Consider the following 23,862-nt stretch of genomic DNA (forward strand, 5'->3'; position numbering starts at 1 on the left):
GGGGAACGGCCCTTCTGACTCAATAAACTAAGCGCCGAGCTTAATGTTGGCGCCCGGAATAGCTTCAAGCAGCTCCCGCGTATAGGGGTTGGTGGAGTTCTCAAAGACCTCGTCTGTCGACGCGGCTTCGACGATTTGCCCGCCCTGCATCACGCACACGTTGTCAGCCACAAGGCGCACAACCGCGAGGTCGTGGGTTATGAACAGGTACGTCAGGTCAAGCTCCGTCTGAAGCTCCGTGAGCAAGTTGAGAACCTGCCCCTGTACGAGCACGTCGAGTGCAGAAACGGCTTCGTCGAGCACGAGAACTTCGGGCTTGAGCGCCAAAGCACGAGCGATTGCTACGCGCTGACGCTGACCACCGGAGAGCTCACCGGGGTAACGGTGACGTGCAGCCTGCGGAAGCGACACCTGATCGAGCAGTTCGCTCACTCGGTCATAGCGTTCCTTCGTGGTGCCGAGCTTGTGGGCAAGCAGCGGTTCAGCGATCGTGTTGCCCACGCTGTACTGCGGGTCGAGTGAACCGTACGGGTCCTGGAAGACAGGCTGAACCCGGCGACGGAACTCCAAGAGTTCCTGTCCCTTGATTCCAGCCAGGTTCTTGCCATCGAACTCGATGGTTCCGCTCGTGAGCGATTCCAGCTGCAGGATGAGCTTGGCCACCGTCGACTTGCCCGATCCGGACTCCCCCACCAGAGCGGTAGTGGTGCCCTTCTTGACGCCAAACGAGATGTCGTTGACAGCAAGGAGCTTGTCTTTACGGAAACCCTGCTTGCGAATTTCGTAGACCTTGGTGATGTTGCTCACCTTGATCAGATCTTCGTTGGCTCCAGCTTCCCGGCTTTCCGCGCGAGCGATAAGAGCGTCATCGAGAGAGCCCTCACCGAAGATGCGCACGCTGTCATCCGAGGACTTCGACGACTTGATCGACTGAATACGACGCGAAGCAAGGCTCGGTGCCGCGGCGACAAGTCTCTGCGTGTAGGGGTGCTGCGGATTCTCGAGGATCGCGCGAGACGGTCCCGACTCCACTACCTTGCCCTTGTACATCACGACGAGCTGCTCTGCACGCTCTGCGGCGAGGCCGAGGTCGTGAGTGATGAAGAGCACCGAGGTGCCGTAATCACGCGTGAGCGTCTGCAAGTGATCGAGAATCTGGCGTTGCACCGTGACGTCGAGGGCCGAGGTGGGCTCGTCGGCGATCAGGAGTTTCGGGCGAGCCGAAAGACCGATACCGATGAGCACGCGCTGACGCATTCCGCCGGAGAACTGGTGAGGGAACTGCTTGAGGCGCTCACCTGCGTCGCTCAGACCCGCTTCTTGCAGGACTTCGATAGTGCGCTGACGCGCTTCCTTGCCTTGAGCGATTCCGTTCGCCTTGATCGCTTCTTCAACCTGAAAGCCAATGCTCCATACCGGGTTGAGGTTCGACATCGGGTCCTGCGGAACATAACCGATCTGGCTACCACGAACCTCAGCAAACTGAGAGTCGGAGAACTTGGTCAGGTCATGACCTTCGAACTCGATCGATCCGCCCGAGACCTTGCCGGCACCCGGCAGGAGGCCAATTACTGCCTGCGCAGTGGTGGACTTACCCGATCCTGATTCGCCCACAATGGCGAGCGACTGGCCCTGGTACAGAGTCAGATCGACACCGCGCACGGCGGGAACGAGACCGCGCTGAGTCTCGAAGCCAACTTCGAGATTGCGGATCTTGAGTAGCGGCGTCTCCTCGTTCGAGAATTCGGATGCCACGGGAACTGTTTCTGGGTTAGTCATCGGCGTGCTCTCGCTTCCGGGTCAAGGGCATCGCGAACTACGTCGCCGAACATCAAGAAGGCAAGAACCGTGATCGACAGCGCGGCCGAAGGCAGCAGCAGCGTTTGCGGGTTCGTGCGGATCGACACTCGAGCCTGGTTGATGTCATTTCCCCACGACATAACTGTCGGCGGGAGGCCAATTCCAAGGAAGCCCAGCGTGGCCTCAGCCACGATGAAGATTCCGAGCGACACCGTGGCGATGACGATTACCGGGGCGATTGCGTTGGGGACAACGTGACGCACGAGGGTCTTGAAGCGCGAGACGCCCAGCGCGGCCGAGGCCGTTACGTAGTCAGAGTTGCGCGCCGAGAGCACGGCACCGCGCATGATGCGGGCGATCTGTGGCCAGGCGAACAGCGCGAGGATCAGCGATACCGAGAGCGGGTCGCGAACGGGGATAACCGAAATGACGACGATCGCCCCGAGAACAGTAGGAATCGCGAAGAAAATATCACCAATACGCGAGACAAAGGAGTCGAGGATTCCGCCGTAGAAGCCCGCGAGGGCACCGACGATACCGCCGAACAGGGTCACCATGATCGTGGTCAGGAGGCCGATGGTGACCGACGCTTGAGTTCCGAAGATGATTCGCGAGTAGACATCGCAACCCTGGCGAGTAAAGCCGAGGGGATGCCCTGCTTCCGGCCCGCCATCGCTGAACTTGAGATAGCACTCTGTGGGGCTGTAGGTAGCGAAGAGGCTCGGGAACATGGCAACAACCACAATCACAAAAATCAATACCGCCGAGATCCAGAACATCGGACGACGACGCATAGCTTCCCACGCGTCAGTCCAGGTGCTGCGAGCTTTACCCGTCTCATCCACCTGGTCGACTTCAGCGACAGGGGTTTCAGCAAGCGAAGCGATGAAGTGTTCTTGGCCGGGCCGTTCACGGCCAGTGTTATTACTTGGCATAACGAATCCTTGGGTCGAGCGCGGCGTACAGAAGGTCGACAAGCAAGTTGGCGAGCACGAAGATGATGACCATCACCGCGACGAACGAGACGACCGTGGGGCCTTCTCCCAACGTGATTGCTCGATAGACGGTTCCACCGACACCGTTGATGTTGAAGATTCCCTCGGTGACGATCGCGCCGACCATGAGCGAACCGATGTCGACACCGAGATAGGTAACGACGGGAACGAGCGAGTTGCGCAGCACGTGCACCGTGACGACTCGACGGCGGGAGAGCCCCTTCGCGGTTGCCGTGCGAACGAAGTCGGCGCCGAGATTGTCGGCGACACTGGCCCGCGTCAAACGCACAATATAAGCGAAAGAGACAGAAGCAAGCACGATAGCCGGCATGACCAGTTCGCCCCACGGAGCGTCACCGCTCACGGTGGTTCGCGCCCAGCCGAGTTGGATACCAAAAATGAATTGAAGAATGAAACCGACTACGAAGGTGGGTACTGAGATGAGCAGCAGGCTGATCACGAGGGCCGAAGCGTCGAAGAGCTTTCCCTTGCGGAGCCCAGCGATGAGACCCACGATGATACCGAAGACGGCTTCGAAGGCAAGGGCCAGAAGGGCAAGGCGCGCGGTGATCGGGAAGGCCTGAGCCATCACGTCAGAAACCGCCCGCCCGGAGAAGGTGGTACCGAAGTCACCCTGGAACAGTCCGCCTATATACAGCAAATACTGAACGATAAATGGTTTGTCGAGGTTGTACTCGGCCCTAATGAGTTCAATAACTCCGGGGGCAGGGGGCCGGTCGCCGTAAAGCGCGGCAATGGGGTCGCCGGGAACCGCGAACACCATGAAATAGATCAAGAATGTTGCGCCGAAAAACACGGGGATCATCTGGAGGAAGCGCTTGCCTGCGTACCAGAACATCAGATGGTTCCCTCGAAGAAACGGATAAGCATAAGAGTCACAATCACTGAATGAGGGTACTCAGTGTAATGCCCGGGGCCTAAAGCAAGCCCCGGGCACGACACATTGAGAGTGGAAACTGGGTAAAGCTAAGAGCTAGCTAGCCCTTCGTTACCTCGTTGTACAGCGGAACGGAGTCCCAGCCGAATACCACGTTGTCAACGCTGTCTGAGTAGACACCGGTGACGTTCGAGTACCACAGCGGAATCGAGGGAAGGTCAACCAGAAGGACTTCCTGAGCTTCCTGGTACTTCGCCGTTGCTTCCTCTACCGACGACGCGCTAGCGCCCTCGGCAAGGATCTTCTCGAACTCGGGGCTCGAGTAGCCTTCCTTGTTCGAGCCAGCGCCATCAACGTAGAGCGGGCCGAGGAAGTTGTACAGCGACGGGTAGTCTGCCTGCCATCCAGCACGCGTGGCTCCGGTGAGCGCGTTAGCGTCACGGTCGTTGAGCGCGTCCTTGAACGTGGGGTATGCCTTACCAACAGCTTCGATTCCGAGCGTGTTGCTGATGCTGTTTACCACAGCGTCAACCCAGGCTTGGTGTCCACCATCAGCGTTGTAAGCGAGGTCGAAGACAGTGTCTCCGTAGGGAGCGATAGCGTCAGCCTCTGCCCACAGCTTCTTGGCCTCTTCGGGGTTGAAGTCGAGAACTTCAGCACCCGCGAGGTTGTCCGAGTGACCAGCGATTACCGGCGATGTGAAGTCGGTCGCCGGCGTACGGGTGCCCTGGAAGATGACATCCGTGATCTCCGCGCGGTCAATTGACATCGAGATAGCGGCACGACGCAGCTTGCCCTCTTCGCCCGACCAGTGGTCAAGGTAGTACGGCATGTTGAACGCCTGGAAGATGGCAGCAGGCTGGTTTACCGAACGACCGGGGAAGTCTGCTTCATAGGTGGCGAATGCCGAGTCGGGGACAGCGTCGAGGATGTCGAGGTTGCCGCCGAGAGCGTCAGCATATGCTGCGTCTTGGCTGGTGTAGAAGATGATCGAAACGCCGCCGTTGACAGCCTTACGAACGCCGTCGTAGTCGGGGTTGGTAACCAGATCGATCTGTACATCATGCGTCCAGGCGTCTTCGCCATCGAGCATGTATGGACCGTTGCCGACAGGGTTCTCGCCGAAAGCCTCGAGGTCGTCCCATGCCGACTCGGGCAGCGGCATGAATGCCGAGTAACCGAGACGCAGCGGGAAGTCAGCCTCGGGGTTGATCAGCGAAACCGTGAACTCGGTGTCGCTAACGACGTCGAGGCCCGTGAGCTCTGAATCTTCGTCGTAGCTGAAGCCTTCAATGTTGTCGAAGAAGTAGGACGAGCTCTGAGCGTTGCTGAGCAGAGCGCCGTACTGCCACGCCTTGACGAACGAGTCAGAAGTGACGGGCTCACCATTGGTGAAGGTCCAGCCGTCGTTCAGCGTGACGGTCCAGTTCTGGCCATCCTCTGATTCGATCGACTGTGCTACCTCGTTCACAACATCGCCGTCAGCGGTGTACGAAACAAGTCCAGCAAAAATGGACGTGATGACCTTGCCGCCACCGGTCTCGGTGGTGTTGGTCGGGATGAGCGACTGCTGTGGTTCGCTACCGTTTGTGGTGATGATCGCGGCGCTGTCGCCTTCGGCAGGCGCCTCGCTGGCCGAGCAACCCGCAAGTGCGAGTGCTGAGGCTGACAGCAGTGCGACTGCACTGATGCCTATGCGTGATCTCTTCAATGTTTCCTCCTGTGCAGAATTGCGCTAACGGCACGGAATTTTTGACGCCGCGCCGCGCTTGATAGTTCACACCCTAAAACGGGGGGATACCCCAATCAAAACTGTAAAGCGAAACGTTACACAGCGGTAACGCCCGTGAAGATTATGTGCACACTTTGCAGATTATCTGCACACATCCCGTGTCATTCACAGAAATAATGCGCATTCTCGTCAAGAGTCGCGCTCAGCATCGTGGGTTAGCATCGTGCCATGGCGCACACGAGCACAACTTTAGCCCCGACTGGCACCGTACTCATCTTTGATGGAGACTGCGCTTTTTGCACTGTGTGGGTCGACCGCCTACAGGCTCTACTCCCCACTTTTCCCGCAAGCACTCCGTGGCAGTGGATCGACCTCGACGACTACGCACTCACTCAAGATGACGTCGACAAAGCAGCGTGGTTCGTGACTCCTACTCGACAATTCGCCGGTCATCTCGCGCTCTCGCTGCTCTTGAGGAGTCAACCGAATTTCGGATGGCGCTTCCTCGGGCACCTCCTTGCGACCGAGCCGTTCAACACCGTCGCCGCACTCGGCTACCGATTCGTTGCGCGGTTCCGTCACCGTCTACCCGGGGGGACTCCGGCCTGCGCTGTGCGCCCGACCGCGTGAGTGCTGGACTGGTGGCCGTGCCCTCGCGCGGCAGAATCTGGAGCGAAATTTCGATCGTTCTTGCGCTCTCGCTCGGCGCATCTGCAGTTTATTCGGTCGTATCGATCACGAACAGACTCACGCGCACCGAATCCCTCTCGCAACAAACTGCGACGCTGAACTCCTCTCTCAGCACTCGCCCCACCTTCGATCTGATCTATCAAGTCCTGGGCATTACCTTCGATCTCGCGCCGGTAGCACTCGTCGCGTTCCTCCTCTGGGCCGCCCACAAACCTCGGCTTTCTCGACTGGGAATCGACTTCACGCGACCCGGGCGTGATGCGCTCGGCGGCCTCGCACTCGCCCTCATCATCGGCATCCCCGGCATCGCCGTCTATCTAGGAGGACGCGCGTTGGGAGTGACCGTCAATGTTGTTCCCGCCGCTCTCGATCAGTACTGGTGGACGGTGCCCGTGTTGTTGCTTTCCGCATTGCGTGCCGGCATCACCGAAGAAGTGATCGTGATCGGGTATCTCTATGCCCGCCTCGGCGACCTGGGCTGGAGCCGCTGGCACATCATCATCTCCACGGCGCTCCTGCGTGGCACTTACCACCTGTATCAGGGCATCGGAGCCTTTATTGGCAACGTTGCCATGGGATTGCTCTTTGGCTGGCTCTACACCCGCTACCGCCGCGTTCTGCCACTCGTGATTGCCCACACGATCATCGACGCCGCGATATTTGTCGGCTATGGCTGGGCAGTAGGGGCCTTTCCCGCCCTCTTCGGCCCAAGCGACCCAGCCAGCTAGAGCAGCCGCGTCCGCCTCCGACAAAGTTTGCACAGCCCCTACCTTCAGCAGCGTGCCACGCGTAAAGTGGCTCGCATGGCTCCGGAAATCACCATCGAAACGGTTGCTTCTCAGTTGGTAGCTGGCCTCGACTTCTCCACCACATTTGCGACGTTACCGCGCGACATGAGCGAAGCGATCGGGACCCTTCAGCGCGAGACAGCAAAGGCGGGCGTCAACATCTCGGGCCCAATAATGGCCGTCTACACCGAAGAGATGCATCCCGAGCGGACATGGAACTGTGAAGTGTGCGTTCCGATCGCGAAAGCGTTCACCGAGCATCCAACCCTGCGCTCCCACGAACTACCGGGTGGCACCGTGGCAACCGTGACCCACCAGGGGCCCTATACGGGCCTGAAAGCCGCGTATGACGAGATCTTCGAGTGGTTCTCTACGAATGGCCACACCTATGCGGGACCGCCGCGCGAGATCTACCTCAACAGCCCCGAAGAAGTCGCACCAACCGAACTGCTCACCAGACTCGAGTTTCCCGTCGTGCTCGCGAACACGGCACCCCGCACGGACTAGCCGGTTCGCGCTCCCCCACCCAAGGAATGACAATGAAGTCCAACCCCTATCTCAGCTTCCGTGACAACGCGAGAGAAGCGCTCGCCTACTATCAAACGGTGTTCGGTGGCAGCACCGAGATCAGCACTTTTGCCGATTTCAAGGCCAGCGAGGAACCCGACGAGCAGGATCTCGTGATGCACGGGCAACTCGAATCACCGGCAGGCCTCACACTGATGGTGTCAGATACCCCCAAGTCGATGGAGTACTCCCCCGGCGGCTCGATGTCGATCTCGCTCAGCGGGTATCTCAGCGAAAAGGCCGAGATGCAGAGCTTTTGGGAAAAGCTCTGTGATGGTGGCTCACCCCTCATGCCCTTGGAGCGCGCCGAGTGGGGCGGACTCTTTGGCATGGTTATCGATCGCTACTCCGTGACCTGGATGATCAGTATTAGCGACGACAACGAAACCCGGTAGCGGGACGCCACGCAGGCGCCACGCTACGACCCACTCTAGGAGCAGTTCGGGCGACAGGAACGCTGGCTTAGAGCATCCACGAGCACCTTGCCGAGATCTTCGGGAACAGTCGCAGAATAAGCCGCGCCACCGGTTGACTGAGCGATCTCCGTCATTGACTTGAGGTCAGTATCGGGACCAAAGCCAATCAAGATAACCGGAACGGGCTGCGTGGGATCCTCCAGCCCCTTCAAGCTCTTGAGAAGTTCCTTGAGACTGATCCCGTTGTCATCCTCGTTGTAGCCGTCCGTGATGAGCAGCACAGAGTTGACCTTGGAGGGGTCGTAATCCTCCTTGACGTGCTTCACTGCCGCCAGAATCGTGTCGTAAAGCCCCGTATAGCCGTAAATCCTGTCGGGGAGGGACGCCACCACGCCATTGATTTGCGCGACGTGTGCTGCATCCGATAGTGGAGCGATAGGAGAAAGTGGTTCCCAGTCCTGTGTTCCGACTCGGTTCTGAGAGAAGGCCCATACCCCGAGTTCGGCTTCACCCGAGAACTTGGAGAGTGCTTCGCTCGCGGCGAGTTGGAAAACGTCGATCCTCCGGAGTCCATTATTTGCAGGGTCAAGCATTGAGCCCGAAGTGTCGATCACGACGAGCAGTCGCGACCGAAGTGTGAGCACACTCCACGACCGCAGAATCTCGATCTGGACTGCAGCATCCGCAGTAGGTTTCGCTTCAGCGGCGGTCTCAGGCACCCCGGCAACGCGCAAGGCGCCGCCGCCGTCAGCGTCACGGAAGCCCTCACCAGCCAGCACCTCGCCCGAGGCACGCGTCGCTGCGGCCAGAGCCGCGAGCAGAGAGCTTGGAGCGTCGGCCGCAGTGACCTCGCCCGGTGCTGCCGCAGCAGCCCCCGTGCTACTGGCACCGGTCGCGTCCGCTTCAGGTTCGGCATCGCTGTCGCCGTCGCCACCGCCCACTTCGACAAAGGGGTACGTCAGTTCGACAGTGCCATCGGAAGGATAGAGCGCGATGACGGGCGACGAAGACGCTGACGAATTATAGGCGGCAACTTCACGCTCAGTCGTGATCACGACAGTGGGGAGAGTGGCATCGGAAGCGAGCTCGAAAGCCTCTTCCGTTGACTGCGGAATTGTCTTGCCGATAGCGATCATCGCTCCGGCGAACTGGCGCGGGTCTTCTTGCGACGACACCGACTTCAACTGAGCGAGCCCCGCGAGGCTCGCCGTCGAGGCCTCAGGGTCGGGCAACAGAGTCGTAACCGTGCCGGAGAGTAACGACGACCATGACAGAGGTTCATCGCCGAGTTTGGACACCTGCGACGCGGTCGTAGCGAACACTACCGGTGTGCTGGCAACGTAGTCGGTGACTTCCAGAGCCGGAGCCGTACGTCCGAGCGAGGAAGCCATTGACTCCACCCGGTCGAGCCACGCCGCAGAATCTGGAACCCAAGCGTCGACATCTCCGGATGCACCTGAGGCGAAAAGCGCCGCGGTGTCGGCGGAGAGCAACGACCGCACTTCGGTCTCGGTGCAGTTGCCATCGGCTTCATCGAAGTCAGCCGCAACAGCGGTAAGCGTGGGCGCAATCGAAGGATCAGCGGCAATAACCACGGGACGGATGTCGCTGCAACCGCCTGCTACCGGCGTAATGGCATTCATGACCCAGCCGATTGCACCGAAATGAATGCCGGCTAACGCGAGCGACGTGATCGAAACGAGCGCGATCGGCACCAGCCACCAGCGCTTCTTCCAGCGTTGCCAGAACGACTTTCGGTGTCGATGCCGTCGAGTCGTCACGAAATTCTCCTGTCGGTGAAGTAGCGATTTGGGGCCGTCGGGTCGACCACTCGCCATACACCACACGCACATTACAACAACTGGTACAGCAATATCCAGCGATCGACGTGAAAAGATGAGCGATCGAACACAGATACCAGTAGAACACTGATGTCCCGCTTTTGGGGGACACAGTGATGGCGCGTGCGGAGTCGAACTGGATCAACTCCGCACGCGCCATTTTCCACTAGCCTGCTTGCGGGCTCAAGGGCACGAATTAGTGCGCGAAAGCCTCAATCGGTGGGCAGGAGCAGACCAAGTTGCGGTCACCATACGCGTTGTCCACGCGACGAACCGGAGGCCAATACTTGCCCGAAACGAGCGTCGACAACGGGTACACCGCTTGCTCGCGAGAGTAGGCGTGCTCCCACTCGCCCGCGATCACCGAATGCGCCGTGTGCGGAGCATTGATGAGCGGGTTGTCGTCGGCGGGCCACGTTCCGGCGGCCACGGCATCCGCCTCTTTCTTGATGGCAATCATCGCGTCGATGAAGCGATCAAGCTCGGCGAGGTCTTCGCTCTCGGTGGGCTCGACCATCAGCGTTCCCGCTACGGGGAACGACATGGTCGGTGCGTGGAAGCCGTAGTCAATAAGGCGCTTAGCGACATCGTTGTTGTCAATGCCCGTCGCTTCCTTGAGCGGACGCAGATCGAGAATGCACTCGTGAGCGACCAGCCCGTTGTCTCCCGCATAAAGCACCGGGAAATGCTCGCGCAGTCGAACCGCGATGTAGTTGGCCGAGAGCACAGCGGCACCGGTTGCCGCCTTGAGGCCGGCCGAGCCCATCATGCGCACATAGGCCCACGTGATGGGCAGAATGCTCGGGCTGCCGTACGGTGCAGCACTGACCGCTCCCCCGGCGTGAACATACGGGCCTGCAGCACCGGTCTGCATGTCGAATGCGGGATGGTGCTGGCTCTGGGCCATGGGATGCCCGGGCAAGAACTTAGCCAAGTGCGCTTTCGCCACAACCGGACCAACACCGGGGCCGCCACCACCGTGAGGGATGCAGAAGGTCTTGTGCAGGTTGAGGTGGCTGACGTCGCCGCCGAAGTCACCGAACCGCGCGTAGCCAAGCAGGGCGTTGAGGTTGGCACCGTCGACGTAAACCTGACCGCCCGCATCGTGCACGGCCTGCGTGATCTCGCGCACTTCGTGCTCGTAGACACCGTGGGTCGAGGGATAGGTGATCATCAGGGCAGCGATTTCGTTCGCGTGCTCGGCGATTTTAGCGCGCAAGTCATCGAGGTCAACGTTGCCGAGATCATCACAGGCGACCACAACAACGCGCATTCCGGCGAGCATGGCGCTGGCGGCATTCGTGCCGTGCGCGCTCGACGGGATGAGGCAGATAGTACGTTCCGGATTGCCATTGGCGCGGTGGTAGCTGCGAATTGCGAGCAGCCCGGCAAGTTCGCCCTGGCTGCCGGCATTCGGCTGCAATGACGCGGTGTCGTATCCGGTGACCTCAGTAAGCCACGATTCGAGGTGCGAGATCATGACGAGGTACCCCGCGACGTCTTCGGCAGGAGCGAAGGGGTGGATGCCCGCAAATTCCGGCCAGCTCACCGCTTCCATCTCGGTCGCTGCGTTCAACTTCATCGTGCACGAGCCCAGCGGGATCATGCCGCGGTCGAGCGCATAGTCCTTGTCGGCGAGGTACTTGAGGTACCGCATCATGCTCGTCTCCGAGCGGTGCGTGTTGAAGACCGGGTGCGTGAGGTACTCACTCGTGCGGTTCAGCGCCTCGGGGATTGTGGTGTCGTCGGGCGAGTAGCTGAAGAAGCCGCCCTCAAGCCCAAAGGCCTCGGCGAGATCGTTCTCTTGCGCGGCGAGCATTCCACCATAGGGCTGCGTCGATACTTCGTCGAAGCTCAAACGCACGGTGTCGGCATCCACTACATGGAGCAGGATGTCGCTCTCAAGGGCCTTAGCGGCAATCGCCTGAGCCTGCCCCTTTTTCGTCACTGTCAGGGTGTCGAAGAAGGTCTCGTTCTCGACTGTGTAGCCGGCAGCGGTCAAGCGCGCGGCGAACTGAGCGGTGTCGTGGTGGATGCGCTGGGCTATTCGCTTGAGCCCCTGCGGTCCGTGATACACGGCGTACATGGATGCCATGACAGCCAACAGCACCTGAGCGGTACAGATGTTGGAGGTCGCCTTCTCGCGGCGGATGTGCTGCTCGCGTGCCTGCAACGACAGACGATAGGCGGGGTCGCCAGCGGCATCCTGAGACACCCCAACGAGACGACCAGGCAACTGGCGTTCGAGACCCTTGCGCACCGACATGTAGCCGGCGTGCGGTCCGCCGAAGCCCATCGGAACGCCGAAGCGCTGCGTGGTGCCCACGGCAACGTCTGCGCCGAGCTCGCCCGGAGACGTGAGAATCGTGAGGGCGAGCAGGTCGGCTGCAACAACGGCGAGTCCGCCCTGTGCCTTCACCGCAGCAATAACCTCGCTGGAATCCCACACGCGACCGGTTGCACCCGGATACTGGATGAGCGCGCCGAAGCACTCCGGCAACTCAGGGTTCGCCCCCATCGTGGCCAGGTCGAGCTCGACAAGCTCGATCCTAAGAGCCTCCGCGCGGTTCGCCAGCAGAGCCTTGGTCTGCGGAAGAGTGTCGGCATCCACGATGAAGACGGGCGACTCGACGCGAGCTGCGCGGCGAGCAAGGAGCATGCCCTCAACGGCCGCGGTGCCCTCATCGAGCATCGACGCGTTCGTAGTGGTCATACCCGCAAGGTCGGCCACCATCGTCTGGAAGTTAATGAGCGCCTCAAGACGACCCTGCGAGATCTCCGGCTGGTACGGCGTGTACGCCGTGTACCAGCTCGGGTTCTCGAGCACGTTGCGCTTGATGACCGCGGGGGTGATGGTGTCGTAGTAACCGAGACCGATCATGCTGCGACGAACCTTGTTCGCGCCGGCGAGAGCGCGCAGTTCGGCGAGCGCTTCACGCTCTGAAGCGGGAGCCGGAATCGTGGAATTCTCGACGGGAGTCTGGTGGATAGCCGGCGGAACCGCGGCATCCACGAGCGCTTCGAGGCTGTCGTAGCCGACCGCAGCGAGCATGCTGGCCTGGGCGGCGTCATCCGTACCGATGTGACGGTCGGCGAACGTGCCGCTGATGAAAGGGTTGGGCATTATTCGCCTGTCAGTGCGGTGTACTCGTCGAGGCTGAGCATCGACGGGAGTTCGGAGAATTCGATCTTCACGAGCCAGCCTTCACCGAAGGGGTCGCTGTTGACGAGTTCGGGGCTGTCGGCAACGGCGTCGTTGGACTCGACGACGGTTCCGGCAACGGGAGCGAAGAGTTCGCCCACGGACTTGGTCGACTCGATCTCGCCGACAATCTTGCCCTCGGTGACGGTGTCGCCCACCTTGGGAAGGTCAACGAAGACGATGTCGCCGAGCTTGCCTGCGGCGAAATCGGTGATTCCCACAGTCGCGACGTTTCCGTCGACCAGCACCCACTCGTGCTCGGCGGTGTACTGCAGTTCGCTCTTCTCAGCCATGATCAGGCCTCTCTCTTGTAAAAGGGTAGGGAAACAACGGATGCAGCAATGCGACTGCCCCGCACATCAATGTGAAGCTCGGTGCCGACCTCGCTCACGTCGGGGTCGACGTAAGCCATAGCGATCGGGTGGCCCAGGGTCGGCGAAAGCGCGCCCGAGGTAATGACGCCGACTTCTTTGTCACCGTGGAAGAGCAGGTAGTCGGCGCGACCGGCGCGACGGCCTTCAGCCGCAAGACCGACGAGCACGCGGGCACCGGCATCCGGGCCTTCTTCGATTGCAGTGCGGCCCACGAAGTCGCCCTCTTTGCTGAGCGCGACGACGCGGCCAAGACCGGCCTGCACGGGGAAAGTTGTGAGGCTGAGCTCGTGACCGTACAGGGGCATGCCCGCCTCAAGGCGGAGAGTGTCTCGGCAGGCGAGACCGGCGGGGACGAGACCGAGCGGGGAGCCGGCAACCGTGAGCGCTGCCCAGAGGGCGGCGGCGGCATCCACGTGAATGTACAGTTCGAAACCGTCTTCGCCGGTGTAGCCGGTGCGACCGATGATGAGGTCAGTGCCGTTGAAGGTTGCCGCGGTTTCGCGGTAGTACTTGAGTTCGTCGAGCGGCGTTGCGAAGTCGCTGAGCCCGACAGTCGCTTCGAGGATGGCGCGGGCAACGGGGCCCTGAACGGCGATGAGCGCGTAGTCGTCACTCTCATCGGTGACGGCAACGTCGAAACCTTCGGCGCGTTCGGCGAGCGCCGTCGCTGCGGCGAAACGGTTACCGGCATTAGCCACAACCAAAAAGTGATCGTCGGCGAGACGGTAGGTGACGAGGTCATCAATAATGCCGCCGGCCTCGTTGAGTAGCAGGCTGTACTTGGCCTGCGCGAGGGCGATGCCCGAGAGCTTTCCGGCCAGAGCGAAGTCGAGGTACGCGCCGGCGTCAGCGCCGCGAACGTGAATCTCGGCCATGTGCGAGATGTCGAAGATTCCCGCAGCGGTGCGCACGGCATGGTGCTCGGCGAGGTCGGAGCTGTACCGTACCGGCATCATCCACCCGGCAAAGTCGGTGAAGGCGGCACCGAGTTGTTCGTGGATGCTGTGCAGCGGCGAGTACTTCACCGGGGCACGCGAAGAGTCAGCGGGTGACGCTGACGAGGGTGATTCATCGGACACGGAGTTCTCCTGGCGCGTGGGCTAGTGAATAGAACTCCCCCTCTGTGATGAGCCTGAGAGCTTCACACACCAAAGAATCTAGTGAGCTTTCACCGTCGGCGGAACCTCAGGGTGATGCGAGGTTCTCTTTCCAGAGTGGCCAGTGCGGTGCGGTACGTGAACCTGAGAGATTGGCGGGGAGGCTTGCTCCTTCGGTGCCGGTCTCGCGCTTGCCAACTTCTGTTGACGAACACGGGGTGCCCGGCTCTCCCGCATCGTGTTGCGGCCCGATGTTCAGTTGTTAGCTCAGCATAGCAATGCGGGGCCGATGCGCGCGTTACAAGAGTGCCGAGCTCAGCAGCAAGCTCGTCTCGCTATTCACTACGCCTTCGACATTGCGCATGCGGGCGAGCACGCGGTCGAAGTTGCTGAGACTGTCAGTACGGATGTCGGCCACGAGATCCCAGGCACCGTTGGTGGTGTGGAGCTCGTGGATTTCGGGCAGTCCGCGCAGTTTGCTGATCACGGCATCCGTGGATCGACCTTCAACCTCGATGAACGCAATAGCACGGATGAAGGACGGGTCGCGGTCTTCCCGAATTCGTACAGAGAACCCGAGCACTGTGCCATTGCTCACGAGGCGATCGATGCGGCTTGTGACGGTCGCGCGCGTGACGTTGAGGCGGCGCGACAGACTCGCCACAGACTCGCGTGCATCGGCACGAAGGGCGGCAAGGAGACGGCGATCGAGGTCATCGAGATCAGACATATGCAAAGTGTACATTTTTGCAGAGCATTATGCGCATTTATTAGCCGAAAATCGCGTTGACTGCGAGTTGTAGCTACATAGTGCGCATTCGTAACGTGGGACTAGTAATACCGCAACGAAAGGAGTGACATGGTTCACTACGTAGACGTCCCAAACATGCGCCGCTGGATCGCCGATACCGGCATCGAGCCAATCATTATGGGCATCGTCAGCTACCTCGAACAGGACTACGCCAAGTGGCCGCAGTTCGATAAAAGCCCCCGCGTCGCAGCTCACTCCCCCGAGGGCGTTATCGAACTTATGCCCACGAGCGACGGTGAGACCTACGCCTTTAAGTACGTCAACGGTCACCCCTCCAACCCCGCTCTCGGCTTCCAAACTGTCACCGCACTAGGCATGCTCGCTCGTGTCGACAACGGCTACCCCACTTTCCTCTCGGAGATGACCCTGCTCACCGCCCTGCGCACCGCAGCGACCTCAGTGATGGCCGCCCGAGCGCTCGCCCGACCAGATTCGAGCGTGCTTGCGCTCATCGGCACCGGTACACAGTCTGAGTTCCAGGCCCTCGGCTTTCGCGCCGGACTCGGCATCACGAGCCTGCGCGTGTGGGACACCGACCCTGCGGCCCTCGATAAGTTCATTCGCAACGTCGAGCCTCTCGGCTTCGAGATCGTGCGCGCGACATCTGCGGCGGATGCTGCGGCCGGCGCCGACATCGTCACGACCTGCACCGCTGACAAGAAGAACGCAACGATCCTCACCGCCGACATGATCGAACCCGGCATGCACCTCAACGCCATCGGCGGCGACTGCCCTGGCAAGACCGAACTCGAAGCGGCAATCGTGCGCAATGCAACGGTGTTCGTGGAGTTCCCCGAACAAACTCGCATCGAGGGCGAAATTCAGCAACTCGAAGCCGATTCCCCCATCACCGAACTGTGGGAAGTTCTCGCAGGCACGGCCGCAGGCCGCACCACCAGCGAGGAGGTCACCCTCTTTGACTCGGTCGGTTTCGCGATCGAAGACTTCTCGGCCCTGCGTTACGTTTTCGACGCTGTTCGCGGCACCGAATACGCGACGGACCTCGATCTCATCGCGGACCCGTCGGATCCCAAGGATTTGTTCTCACTCGTCTCGCGCTCTCCCGCGCTGACCGCGTAACCGTCAATGAGCGTTCAAGCACCCTCCGCCGCAGTACTAATACGCCCGCACCTGTTCACCCCGAACAGCCAAACCGCGGGTGACAACGCATTTCAGTCCACTGATCCCACGAGAACCCCGGATGAGATTGCTCGCGCTGCGTACAAGGAGTCCACTCAGGTGGCCGAGACTCTGCGCAACGCAGGCGTGAACATCCACGTCTTTGAAGACACGGAGAGCTCACGCCCCGACAGCGTGTTCCCGAACAACTGGTTTTCGACTCACAGTGGCGGCCGCGTGGCGGTCTACCCGATGTATGCGCCGAATCGTCGCACGGAGCGTCGCCCCGACGTGATCGAGATGCTGAAGCGTGACTTTCGGGTGCAGGATGTCGTCGATTACTCCGGGTTGGAGCACGACGGCATTTATCTCGAAGGCACCGGCGCGATGGTCATTGACCATACCAATCGCGTCGCTTACGCGGCCGAGTCGCACCGTGCGAACCCGCTCGCGCTTGAGCGATTCTGCGCATCCTTCGGGTACGAACCCATGATGTTCGAAGCGCGCGACCGCCACGGAGTGCCGATCTATCACACCAACGTCATGATGTGCATCGCCACCGACTTCGCCATGATCGGGCTCGACCTGATCGCCTCGGGAGACCGCAGGATGGAAATGGCGGAGCGATTGACAGAGCCGGGGCGCACCCTCATTGACCTCACTGCTGATCAGATCGCGAATTTTGCCGGCAATGCGCTCGAACTCAAGGGCGCCAACGGTCGCATTCTCGCTCTCTCCAGCCGAGCTGTGAAGAGTCTGACGCCTGCGCAACGTTCGGTGATCGAGACGAGCTGCGAAATTGTTCCTCTCGACATTCCGACTATTGAGCTGGCTGGGGGCTCTGTGCGCTGCATGGTAGCGGGCATCCACTTGGATCGTCGCTCCCGTATGGCGGCCGATGTTGCCGCGGGCGTGCCCGCCACAGGCTCTGCTGAGACAGCCCCGACTGCGGGAGCCTGATAGCCCTACACGGTCGATGAATCTCTTACAGCCGGTGAATTTAGCCGCCGCTGAGTCGTGCAGCCGGTGAAGCCTGCCGCCATCAGAGCAGACCTCCGCCCCGAGCCATCGCAGTAGCAACTCGGGGCGGAGGTTTCGCTAACTGCAGTTCGGGCGGCAGTCGCGCTGGGACAACGCCTCGAGCATTACATTGCTGAGCTCGGTGGGGTTGTTTGCTTGGTAGGCCGTTCCCCCGGTCGCTTGCGCGATCTTGCGCATCGCTTCCACATCGGTGTCAGGACCGATTCCGACGAGCACCACGGGCACGGGTTCGTCACGGTTCGCTTCAACCATGGCGGTGAGTTCCTCAAGCAGCTTCTCGAGAGAGATACCGTTGTCGTCTTCGTTGCGCCCATCAGTGATGAGCATCACCGAGTTGACCTTGTCGGGGTTGTAGTCCTCGCGAACGTGCGTTACCGCAGCGAGCACTGAGTCATTGAGTCCCGTGTAGCCATTGATGCGTGACGGGAGCGAGTCGATAATCGCTTGCAGGTTCTTGACGTGTTCAGGGTCATTCATCGAGCGGATGCCCGCGACGTCTTCCCAGTCTTCGGTGCCAACGCGCTCCTTTGAAAAGAGCCACATACCGAGTTCATCATCCTCAGACAGCGTACTCAAGGCGTCTTCTGCCGAGTTTTGGAACATCTCGATTCGGCGCTGGCCGTCCCACGCACGCTCCAGCATCGAACCGGAAACGTCAACAACGGTCAGGATGCGTGAACGCAGGTTGAGAGCGTTCCAGTTGCGCAGAATGCCCACGAGCTCGTCAGTGTCACCGACATTTTCGGTCGGCACAGGTGCCGCGATGACGCCGGAAGCAAGAATCTCTCCCTCGCCCGCGTTATCTCGGAAGCCTTCGGCATTGAGCACTTGCGACGAGCCACGAATGAGGTCGGCAAACTCTTCCAGCAGGGCCGTGCGTTCGGTTTCAGCCTCGTTGTTGGCGGCGCGCTCTTCTTCCGTCATTCGCGACAACTCAACCTCGGTGATGGCTGAATTCTCGACGACAACAAACGGATACGTGAGCGCAACGGTTCCCTCCGCGGGGTACAGCGCGACGAGGGGCTCGTCGGGGTTTGACGCGTTGTGCTCTACGATCTCGCGCTCAGTCGCCAGAGCGACCATCCGCGAATCCGAAATCTGCAATTCAGTGAATGCAGCTTTTGTGGAGTCCGGAATGGACCGGCCGAGGTTTGTAAGAACCTGGTCGAAATCTGACGGGTCTCCCTCGGTAGAGAGGTCGTTAAGCGTCGCAAGGGCGATCATGCTCGAGGCGGATGACTCGGGATCGGGAAGTAGCGTGCGGTAACGGCCCGCGAGAATCGCTCCCCAACCCACCTCTGCCGCTTCGAACTCTGCAACTTTGACCGCTGGCGTCGCCAGCACGAGGGGGCTGGAGGCGATCGAGTCCCACTCTTGAGTTGCCGGAACCTCACGGCCGAGTGCGGTTGCCGTGCTCTCCACGCGGTTGAGCCAGACGGGCGAGTCAGGGATCCACGCATCCGCACCGGTCGAGGTACCCGAGGCCAGCAGAGCCGCGGTATCGGCAGAGCGTTGGGTAACAATCTTGACCGAGAGGCACTGGCCGACGTGCTCTGCGTTAAAGGCATTCGCGACAGTTTGTGCCGTCGAGGAGATCGTCGGGTCAGTGACGACCGCGAGCTCGGTCGCGTTCGGGCAACCGAATGTTTGGGCAACGAAATCGTCAAGTTTGTTTTGCGCAGCGAGCGCCACAAGCGCTCCACCGCCCGCGAGGGACAGCGTTAACAAGGTCGCCAAGACAGGGGTACTTGCGCGGATAAGCCAGGATTTGAGCGTTCTGGAACGGTGGCGAGGTCGGGACACGGGGACTCCATCGATCACGGGTGCTCTCAGTTTCGGGGGAACCAAGAGTTGACCCCCTTTCGGGGGCATACACAATAGTGACACAATTTCGCGTCATTGAAACGGTTGTGTACAGTTTTTTCTCACTTTTGCGACGGAAATTTGCCGATGTCACCAAAATTGCGCTCGCTAGTCACCGCGTGCGCAATAATCCACGGTCGACCGGTGGGACTCTCGGGCCCGCTGAGAGCGTGCGGATGGCGCGCTAGCGTCGCTCGTTGCCGCGTTTGTAATTGCCCGTCACTCGTGCCAACGCCTGTTGATCAGCAGCGGCGCTGATTCCCAGCCGAGCAACGAGGGCGTTGGCTGCGGCACCACGCACCACGACCACTTCGCGCCCGCCCCGAAAAATGCGCACCTGACCGGCCTGGGTGACTTCGTAGGCAAAAGGATCAGCATCGAGGCTCATGGTGCGTTTCTGGATGTTGCAGGCAAAGCCTGCGTCGCCTCAGTCATTCGAGTCGAATCTCGAGCCCCACGAATTGCCCCGCAGTGCCACCGTCGGAAAGGTTGCCGCACATGTCGCACGGCGTGACTTCGACGCGCGGGCTGTGACGCACGCGCTTCATTTTGGTCATAAGCCCATTATCGCGTAGCGCTAGGCCTTGAAGTTGATGAGCTTGTGGGTGCCATCGCAGAACGGTTTGATCGCCGATACTCCGCACCGACAGAGAGCCACCGTTTTTCGAGACTGCTCAATCGGTTCGCCATCAGCTGAGCGCAGGTCGATCTGACCCCGCACGAGAAGAGGGCCGTTGGTGCAGGCCATTACCTCGACGTCATCCGGGTTCTCTGAACGTGTCATCGGCCTGCCCCCGCCTCAGCATCAGCCGGGCTCGCCGCGCCCCCGTCGCGGTCGGCCAGCACCGCCTCGAAGGGAAACGGCTTACGCAGGGATGACTTCTCGGACACCCACGATTCGAGGATGTGGTCGCCAACCCATTCGTCGATCAGTAAGCAGGCCCGTGCTCCGAAGAAGATCTCGCTGAGCAGGGCGGGCTCACTTTCGGCCAGCCCACCAGCGAGGTCGCGGGCGGCGATTTGTTCGTGCACGGCATCCGCCTCAACATGCTCGTCAAAGTATTCAGTGACGCTCTCGTCGAAACCGAGACGGCGGAAACCGCGCGCGTAGAGGCCGTTAGGAATCGAGGAGGTCATCTCAAACGCAGCCAGGTGCCCCGTGATCGCACCGCGCAGTCGACGGTTCATTCCGAAGAGCGAAATCATGTTGAACGAGGCAAGTGTGATGGCCGGCGAAAAGTTGACGTAGGTGCCGTACCGAGAGTCCAGCCCGATGCCGCGCATCGAGCGCGCAAACAGTTCGGAGTGCATCCGCTCCCGGCGACCATTGCCGTACTCGTCCGCTTGGATCTCGACGAGCGCCGCTTTAGCGCGTCCTGTCAGCCGCGGGATCGCCCACGAGTGTGGGTCTGCTTCTTTCAGGGTGTAGATGGAACGCTGCACCATGAACTCGATCGCTTGCTCGTGAGTGAGACTCTTTGCGACGTGGCGCGAGAGGCTCGGCCCTGCATCCGGATCAGGAGCAGTAAGAGCGAAGAGCGCTTGTGCGACATCTTCTGCGGCTGCGTTGGGAAGCTCAGTGGTCGGAACCAGCTCGCGCAGCTGAGCCTCGAAAGCGCGTTCGAGATCGAGTCGAGCGGCAACGGTGTCGAGGCGCCACTCCCACTGGTCGCCGTTGTCGACGACGCGACCATAGGACAGGCCGTAGAGAAGATAGAGCGCGAGTTGTACATCGTCATCACGCACTAGGTCGCGCCCGCTCGCAATAGTGCTTGCCACCTCATCAGCGAGGCCGTCAATCGTGGGCGGCGCGGCTTGATTCCCGAAGGCAGCCAGCAGGAGTTCGCTGATGGGACCGCGCGGTTCGATCTCTTCGTCGTGCCAGTTTTCGCACAGTCGTGCGCCGTCACCGGACTTCGCGGTACGCGTGGTGGTGTTTGCCTCGGCAATTGAGCCGTTGTGGGGAGTCGTTTCGAGGGCGGGAGAGTTCTCCGTGGGGTTCATTATGACCTCTCCGATCGTGACGAAGACCTCAGACAGGGCACCCGAATTGCCCCGCCAGCTTCGTTAGTGACCTTATGTTGCCAACCGGTTCGAGCGCGGTCAACGTAATTGCCGTGCTCCCAATTTTTTCTCAGTAAGCTCACTGACAACGCCCAAGAGGGGCAGCTACACGACTCGGGTGCTATGTTGTTGCTCGTCCCCACGGGAGCCCGAAAGCACGGGCTGAGAGGAAGCTGACGCCGCTTCGACCGTTGAACCTACCGGGTAATGCCGGCGAAGGAAGAACGGCCTATGGCTCCATCTCGCTCCCTCACTGCTGCGTCGAACTCCGCCGCCGAATCTAGGCCGCCACTCGGCACTCGTCGTGCTGTGCGCGGTGGCATCTTCGGCAACTATGTCGACCAGTTCGACATCTTTTTGCCGGTAATTGCGCTGGCTCCGGCATCCGCCCAACTGTTTGGCTCGGATAACCTCGTCGGCAACGCCGGGCTGATCTTCGTGGCCACCCTGCTCGGGCGCCCGATCGGGGCTGCGGTTTTCGGATCGATCTCTGATCGCATTGGGCGAACGGCAACCACAATAGTCGCGCTGCTGGGCGTTGCCCTCACGACGCTGCTGATCGCGCTCGTTCCCGATCACACCGTGTTGGGCGGTGGAACCCTGGCCGCAATTCTGCTTCTACGGTTTGTCGGCGGCATTTTCCTGGGCGGCGAATACACCTCCGCGATCCCGCTCGCGATGGAATGGTCGCGGCCCGAACGGCGCGGCCTCGTCAGCGGCCTCATCATGTGGATGTCGCCCTGGGCCAACGCGTCGATCGCTGGCATGGTGTTCGTGCTGCAGAGCGTGCTCGATGCCGCCGCCTATAACCAGTGGGGGTGGCGAACTCTCTTCGTTCTGGGCTCGCTGCTCGCGTTCACGATGCTGTTCTACTACCGTGCGCGCGTCGAAGAATCGCCGCAGTGGCAACGACCGGGGCAGCGCACGAACCCGCTGAAAGAGATCCTCATCGGTCGCCACCGCCGCGCCCTCTGGCAAGTGTTCATCATGATGAGCGGGCTCTGGCTGCTGACCAACATGGCGATTCCGGTGCTGGCCGGGCAACTGGGTTCCGGCGCCGGGGCGCTGGGTGCGACAGGAACTTTGGATGGTCGAACCCTGTCATTCGCGATGATGATCGGCACCGCGGCATCCGCTCTCACTATGACAGCCTGCGGCCACCTCTCGACCTTCACCGGACGGCGGCGCTTCTTTATGGGATTTGGGGTGCTGACGGCGGCTGCCGGACCACTCGCTTTTCTCGCAGTGTTCACAGCGCCCAACCTGGCGCAGCTCGTGCTCGGAGTGGTCGTGCTGCAAGTCGTGACGGTCTCGGCCTACGGACCCGTTGGAGCGTACCTGGTTGAACGTTTTCCGACCTCCGTGCGTGCGAGCGGCTACGGGGTCGGATACAGCCTGTCGATCGTGATTCCGGCGCTCTACCCCTACTATTTACCGGCATTGCAGAGCGTGCTCGGGCAGCAGGGTGCGGTTGCTGCATTGCTCGCGCTCGGCGGGGTACTGATTGCGGTGGGTGCGTTTCTGGGGCCGGAGACGGCGCGGGTTGACCTCGGTGCAGGTGAGAACGCTTCAGTCGCCTAGCTAGACGTTTCCGAGCGAAAGGGCGACGCCGTCGAGGATGTCGTGCTCGCTCGTCGTCACCCACTCGAGCGGGTGTCCAGCTGCAGCCGCGGCATCCGCCACTCGCTGCAGTACGGTAGCCCAGATGATGGCACCCGACGCGATCACGTCGACGCGGCCGGGGTGCATGTAAGGCAAGGCTTCGCGTTCGGCGCGCGACATGAGGGTGAGCGCCTCGCACGAACGGAGCACGTCGGCGAGCGGCAGCCGACTGCCGCTGATCGCGACCGGGTCGTAGCTGGTGAGGCCGAGGGCATGCGCGGTGATCGTGGTGACAGTCCCGGCAACACCGATGACTTCGGTGGCCCGCGAGAGGTCCACCGTTGCCGTTGCGATATCGAGAGCTGCGCTGACGTCGCTGCGGATGGCGGCGAGCTCGGATTCGGAGGGCGGGTCGCTTGTGATGTTGCGCTCCGCCAGACGCACGCAGCCGACATCCATCGAATATGCCGCTTCGGGGATGTTGCCGCCGATTACGAGCTCAGTGGAGCCGCCGCCGAGGTCAACGACGAGGTTTTTCGGCGCCGGCGTGCTGTTGACGGCGTCGTTGGGCTCGGCTGCATGCAACGCCGTGAGCGCTCCGCGGAACGACAGTGCGGCTTCTTCAGTTCCGGGAATCACTTCGACCGGCACACCAAGAATTGCGACGACCGCGTCGGTGAACTCGGCACGATTGGCGGCATCCCGAGTGGCAGAGGTAGCGACGAATCGAATGCGCTCGGCACCGTGCTCGCGGCACAGATCGGCGTAGCGGCGCACGGCCGCGAGGGTGCGATCGAGGGCGCCCTGGCTGAACTGGCCGGTGCCGTCGACGCCCTCCCCCAGTCGCACGACTTCGAGAGTGCGCACCACGTCGGTGAGGCCGCCGTGCCCGTCGACGTCGGCGATGAGCAGGCGGATCGAGTTGGTTCCGCAATCGATAGCGGCGACGCGAGTCATGGGGT

The 23,862-nt window shown here is 61.1% G+C and carries 22 protein-coding genes and 2 riboswitches; of the genes, 7 read left to right on the forward strand and 15 right to left on the reverse strand.

Going from position 1 to position 23,862, the window contains the following annotated elements; all coding sequences use genetic code 11:
* Nucleotides 1-27 precede the first annotated feature (27 nt).
* The 4 genes from ACR3YK_RS01975 to ACR3YK_RS01990 form a co-directional block, all read right to left on the reverse strand.
* Nucleotides 28-1,779 carry a dipeptide ABC transporter ATP-binding protein gene (locus ACR3YK_RS01975; protein WP_486175575.1) on the reverse strand — a complete coding sequence of 584 codons (1,752 nt, stop codon included), beginning with the start codon at nucleotides 1,777-1,779 and terminating at the stop codon, nucleotides 28-30.
* Complete coding sequence (locus ACR3YK_RS01980; protein WP_486175576.1) at nucleotides 1,776-2,735, reverse strand: ABC transporter permease; 960 nt, start codon at nucleotides 2,733-2,735, stop codon at nucleotides 1,776-1,778. Before ACR3YK_RS01980 ends, ACR3YK_RS01975 begins: the two co-directional genes overlap by 4 nt.
* Entirely contained in the window at nucleotides 2,725-3,654 is a 930-nt protein-coding gene (locus ACR3YK_RS01985; RefSeq protein WP_486175577.1) for an ABC transporter permease, read from the reverse strand. Before ACR3YK_RS01985 ends, ACR3YK_RS01980 begins: the two co-directional genes overlap by 11 nt.
* A 139-nt stretch (nucleotides 3,655-3,793) precedes the next feature.
* Nucleotides 3,794-5,404, reverse strand: a complete 1,611-nt coding sequence (locus ACR3YK_RS01990) for a peptide ABC transporter substrate-binding protein (protein WP_486175578.1) — start codon at nucleotides 5,402-5,404, stop codon at nucleotides 3,794-3,796.
* A gap of 249 nt (nucleotides 5,405-5,653) precedes the next feature.
* Here ACR3YK_RS01990 and ACR3YK_RS01995 point away from each other — a divergent pair, with 249 nt between their 5' ends.
* The 4 genes from ACR3YK_RS01995 to ACR3YK_RS02010 all read left to right on the forward strand — a co-directional run bounded on the left by ACR3YK_RS01995 (nucleotide 5,654) and on the right by ACR3YK_RS02010 (nucleotide 7,865).
* On the forward strand, nucleotides 5,654-6,055 hold the full coding sequence (locus tag ACR3YK_RS01995; RefSeq protein WP_486175579.1) for a thiol-disulfide oxidoreductase DCC family protein: 402 nt from the start codon (nucleotides 5,654-5,656) through the stop codon (nucleotides 6,053-6,055).
* 11 nt (nucleotides 6,056-6,066) lie between these two features.
* Nucleotides 6,067-6,843, forward strand: coding sequence for a CPBP family intramembrane glutamic endopeptidase (locus ACR3YK_RS02000; RefSeq protein WP_486175580.1), 777 nt, complete (start codon nucleotides 6,067-6,069; stop codon nucleotides 6,841-6,843).
* A gap of 75 nt (nucleotides 6,844-6,918) precedes the next feature.
* Complete coding sequence (locus ACR3YK_RS02005) at nucleotides 6,919-7,410, forward strand: GyrI-like domain-containing protein (RefSeq protein WP_486175581.1); 492 nt, start codon at nucleotides 6,919-6,921, stop codon at nucleotides 7,408-7,410.
* Between the two features lie 32 nt (nucleotides 7,411-7,442).
* The gene (locus ACR3YK_RS02010) at nucleotides 7,443-7,865 is read left to right on the forward strand and encodes a VOC family protein (RefSeq protein ID WP_486175582.1); all 423 of its coding nucleotides are present in this window, start codon (nucleotides 7,443-7,445) and stop codon (nucleotides 7,863-7,865) included.
* A gap of 35 nt (nucleotides 7,866-7,900) precedes the next feature.
* Here the strand turns inward: ACR3YK_RS02010 and ACR3YK_RS02015 are convergent, their stop codons facing one another.
* The 5 genes from ACR3YK_RS02015 to ACR3YK_RS02035 all read right to left on the reverse strand — a co-directional run bounded on the left by ACR3YK_RS02015 (nucleotide 7,901) and on the right by ACR3YK_RS02035 (nucleotide 15,130).
* Nucleotides 7,901-9,667 (reverse strand): VWA domain-containing protein, encoded by a 1,767-nt coding sequence (locus ACR3YK_RS02015; RefSeq protein ID WP_486175583.1) that lies wholly within the window; start codon nucleotides 9,665-9,667, stop codon nucleotides 7,901-7,903.
* Nucleotides 9,668-9,923: 256 nt separating this feature from the next.
* The gene (gene gcvP / locus ACR3YK_RS02020; RefSeq protein ID WP_486175584.1) at nucleotides 9,924-12,851 is read right to left on the reverse strand and encodes an aminomethyl-transferring glycine dehydrogenase; all 2,928 of its coding nucleotides are present in this window, start codon (nucleotides 12,849-12,851) and stop codon (nucleotides 9,924-9,926) included.
* Nucleotides 12,851-13,222 carry a glycine cleavage system protein GcvH gene (gene gcvH / locus ACR3YK_RS02025; RefSeq protein ID WP_100389727.1) on the reverse strand — a complete coding sequence of 124 codons (372 nt, stop codon included), beginning with the start codon at nucleotides 13,220-13,222 and terminating at the stop codon, nucleotides 12,851-12,853. Before gcvH ends, gcvP begins: the two co-directional genes overlap by 1 nt.
* A gap of 2 nt (nucleotides 13,223-13,224) precedes the next feature.
* Entirely contained in the window at nucleotides 13,225-14,382 is a 1,158-nt protein-coding gene (gene gcvT, locus ACR3YK_RS02030) for a glycine cleavage system aminomethyltransferase GcvT (protein ID WP_486175585.1), read from the reverse strand.
* Nucleotides 14,383-14,417: 35 nt separating this feature from the next.
* Nucleotides 14,418-14,521, reverse strand: a riboswitch (glycine riboswitch).
* 1 nt (nucleotide 14,522) lies between these two features.
* Nucleotides 14,523-14,644: riboswitch (glycine riboswitch) on the reverse strand.
* Between the two features lie 54 nt (nucleotides 14,645-14,698).
* The gene (locus ACR3YK_RS02035) at nucleotides 14,699-15,130 is read right to left on the reverse strand and encodes an Lrp/AsnC family transcriptional regulator (RefSeq protein ID WP_486175586.1); all 432 of its coding nucleotides are present in this window, start codon (nucleotides 15,128-15,130) and stop codon (nucleotides 14,699-14,701) included.
* 129 nt (nucleotides 15,131-15,259) lie between these two features.
* Between ACR3YK_RS02035 and ACR3YK_RS02040 the strand changes: the two genes are divergently transcribed.
* On the forward strand, nucleotides 15,260-16,291 hold the full coding sequence (locus ACR3YK_RS02040; protein WP_486175587.1) for an ornithine cyclodeaminase: 1,032 nt from the start codon (nucleotides 15,260-15,262) through the stop codon (nucleotides 16,289-16,291).
* A 6-nt stretch (nucleotides 16,292-16,297) separates the two neighbouring features.
* On the forward strand, nucleotides 16,298-17,290 hold the full coding sequence (ctlX, locus tag ACR3YK_RS02045) for a citrulline utilization hydrolase CtlX (protein WP_486175588.1): 993 nt from the start codon (nucleotides 16,298-16,300) through the stop codon (nucleotides 17,288-17,290).
* Between the two features lie 138 nt (nucleotides 17,291-17,428).
* Here ctlX and ACR3YK_RS02050 read toward each other — a convergent pair whose 3' ends face one another.
* The 5 genes from ACR3YK_RS02050 to ACR3YK_RS02070 form a co-directional block, all read right to left on the reverse strand.
* Nucleotides 17,429-19,108: a VWA domain-containing protein gene (locus ACR3YK_RS02050; protein WP_486175589.1), complete on the reverse strand. Its 1,680-nt coding sequence runs from the start codon at nucleotides 19,106-19,108 to the stop codon at nucleotides 17,429-17,431.
* 310 nt (nucleotides 19,109-19,418) lie between these two features.
* The gene (locus ACR3YK_RS02055; RefSeq protein ID WP_486175590.1) at nucleotides 19,419-19,622 is read right to left on the reverse strand and encodes a hypothetical protein; all 204 of its coding nucleotides are present in this window, start codon (nucleotides 19,620-19,622) and stop codon (nucleotides 19,419-19,421) included.
* Between the two features lie 43 nt (nucleotides 19,623-19,665).
* Entirely contained in the window at nucleotides 19,666-19,791 is a 126-nt protein-coding gene (locus ACR3YK_RS02060; protein WP_486175591.1) for a hypothetical protein, read from the reverse strand.
* Nucleotides 19,792-19,811: 20 nt separating this feature from the next.
* On the reverse strand, nucleotides 19,812-20,018 hold the full coding sequence (locus tag ACR3YK_RS02065; protein WP_486175592.1) for a CDGSH iron-sulfur domain-containing protein: 207 nt from the start codon (nucleotides 20,016-20,018) through the stop codon (nucleotides 19,812-19,814).
* Entirely contained in the window at nucleotides 20,015-21,238 is a 1,224-nt protein-coding gene (locus tag ACR3YK_RS02070; protein ID WP_486175593.1) for an iron-containing redox enzyme family protein, read from the reverse strand. Before ACR3YK_RS02070 ends, ACR3YK_RS02065 begins: the two co-directional genes overlap by 4 nt.
* Nucleotides 21,239-21,529: 291 nt before the next feature.
* Here ACR3YK_RS02070 and ACR3YK_RS02075 point away from each other — a divergent pair, with 291 nt between their 5' ends.
* Nucleotides 21,530-22,879: an MFS transporter gene (locus ACR3YK_RS02075; protein WP_486175594.1), complete on the forward strand. Its 1,350-nt coding sequence runs from the start codon at nucleotides 21,530-21,532 to the stop codon at nucleotides 22,877-22,879.
* Here the strand turns inward: ACR3YK_RS02075 and ACR3YK_RS02080 are convergent, their stop codons facing one another.
* The gene (locus tag ACR3YK_RS02080) at nucleotides 22,880-23,857 is read right to left on the reverse strand and encodes a Ppx/GppA phosphatase family protein (RefSeq protein ID WP_486175595.1); all 978 of its coding nucleotides are present in this window, start codon (nucleotides 23,855-23,857) and stop codon (nucleotides 22,880-22,882) included.
* Nucleotides 23,858-23,862: the final 5 nt, after the last annotated feature.

This window comes from Salinibacterium sp. 10G20-15 (assembly GCF_057365065.1).

Excerpts from the sequence above, each read along its gene's own strand:
- ACR3YK_RS02035 (WP_486175586.1), bottom strand. The coding sequence starts at position 15,130 with ATGTCTGATCTCGATGACCTCGATCGCCGTCTCCTTGCCGCCCTTCGT.
- ACR3YK_RS01995 (WP_486175579.1), top strand. The coding sequence starts at position 5,654 with ATGGCGCACACGAGCACAACTTTAGCCCCGACTGGCACCGTACTCATC.
- ACR3YK_RS02080 (WP_486175595.1), bottom strand. The coding sequence starts at position 23,857 with ATGACTCGCGTCGCCGCTATCGATTGCGGAACCAACTCGATCCGCCTG.
- gcvP (WP_486175584.1), bottom strand. The coding sequence starts at position 12,851 with ATGCCCAACCCTTTCATCAGCGGCACGTTCGCCGACCGTCACATCGGT.
- ACR3YK_RS02065 (WP_486175592.1), bottom strand. The coding sequence starts at position 20,018 with ATGACACGTTCAGAGAACCCGGATGACGTCGAGGTAATGGCCTGCACC.
- ACR3YK_RS01980 (WP_486175576.1), bottom strand. The coding sequence starts at position 2,735 with ATGCCAAGTAATAACACTGGCCGTGAACGGCCCGGCCAAGAACACTTC.
- ACR3YK_RS02055 (WP_486175590.1), bottom strand. The coding sequence starts at position 19,622 with ATGAGCCTCGATGCTGATCCTTTTGCCTACGAAGTCACCCAGGCCGGT.
- ACR3YK_RS02070 (WP_486175593.1), bottom strand. The coding sequence starts at position 21,238 with ATGAACCCCACGGAGAACTCTCCCGCCCTCGAAACGACTCCCCACAAC.
- ACR3YK_RS01985 (WP_486175577.1), bottom strand. The coding sequence starts at position 3,654 with ATGTTCTGGTACGCAGGCAAGCGCTTCCTCCAGATGATCCCCGTGTTT.
- ctlX (WP_486175588.1), top strand. The coding sequence starts at position 16,298 with ATGAGCGTTCAAGCACCCTCCGCCGCAGTACTAATACGCCCGCACCTG.
- ACR3YK_RS02040 (WP_486175587.1), top strand. The coding sequence starts at position 15,260 with ATGGTTCACTACGTAGACGTCCCAAACATGCGCCGCTGGATCGCCGAT.
- ACR3YK_RS01975 (WP_486175575.1), bottom strand. The coding sequence starts at position 1,779 with ATGACTAACCCAGAAACAGTTCCCGTGGCATCCGAATTCTCGAACGAG.
- ACR3YK_RS02010 (WP_486175582.1), top strand. The coding sequence starts at position 7,443 with ATGAAGTCCAACCCCTATCTCAGCTTCCGTGACAACGCGAGAGAAGCG.
- ACR3YK_RS02005 (WP_486175581.1), top strand. The coding sequence starts at position 6,919 with ATGGCTCCGGAAATCACCATCGAAACGGTTGCTTCTCAGTTGGTAGCT.
- ACR3YK_RS02060 (WP_486175591.1), bottom strand. The coding sequence starts at position 19,791 with ATGACCAAAATGAAGCGCGTGCGTCACAGCCCGCGCGTCGAAGTCACG.
- gcvH (WP_100389727.1), bottom strand. The coding sequence starts at position 13,222 with ATGGCTGAGAAGAGCGAACTGCAGTACACCGCCGAGCACGAGTGGGTG.
- ACR3YK_RS02075 (WP_486175594.1), top strand. The coding sequence starts at position 21,530 with ATGGCTCCATCTCGCTCCCTCACTGCTGCGTCGAACTCCGCCGCCGAA.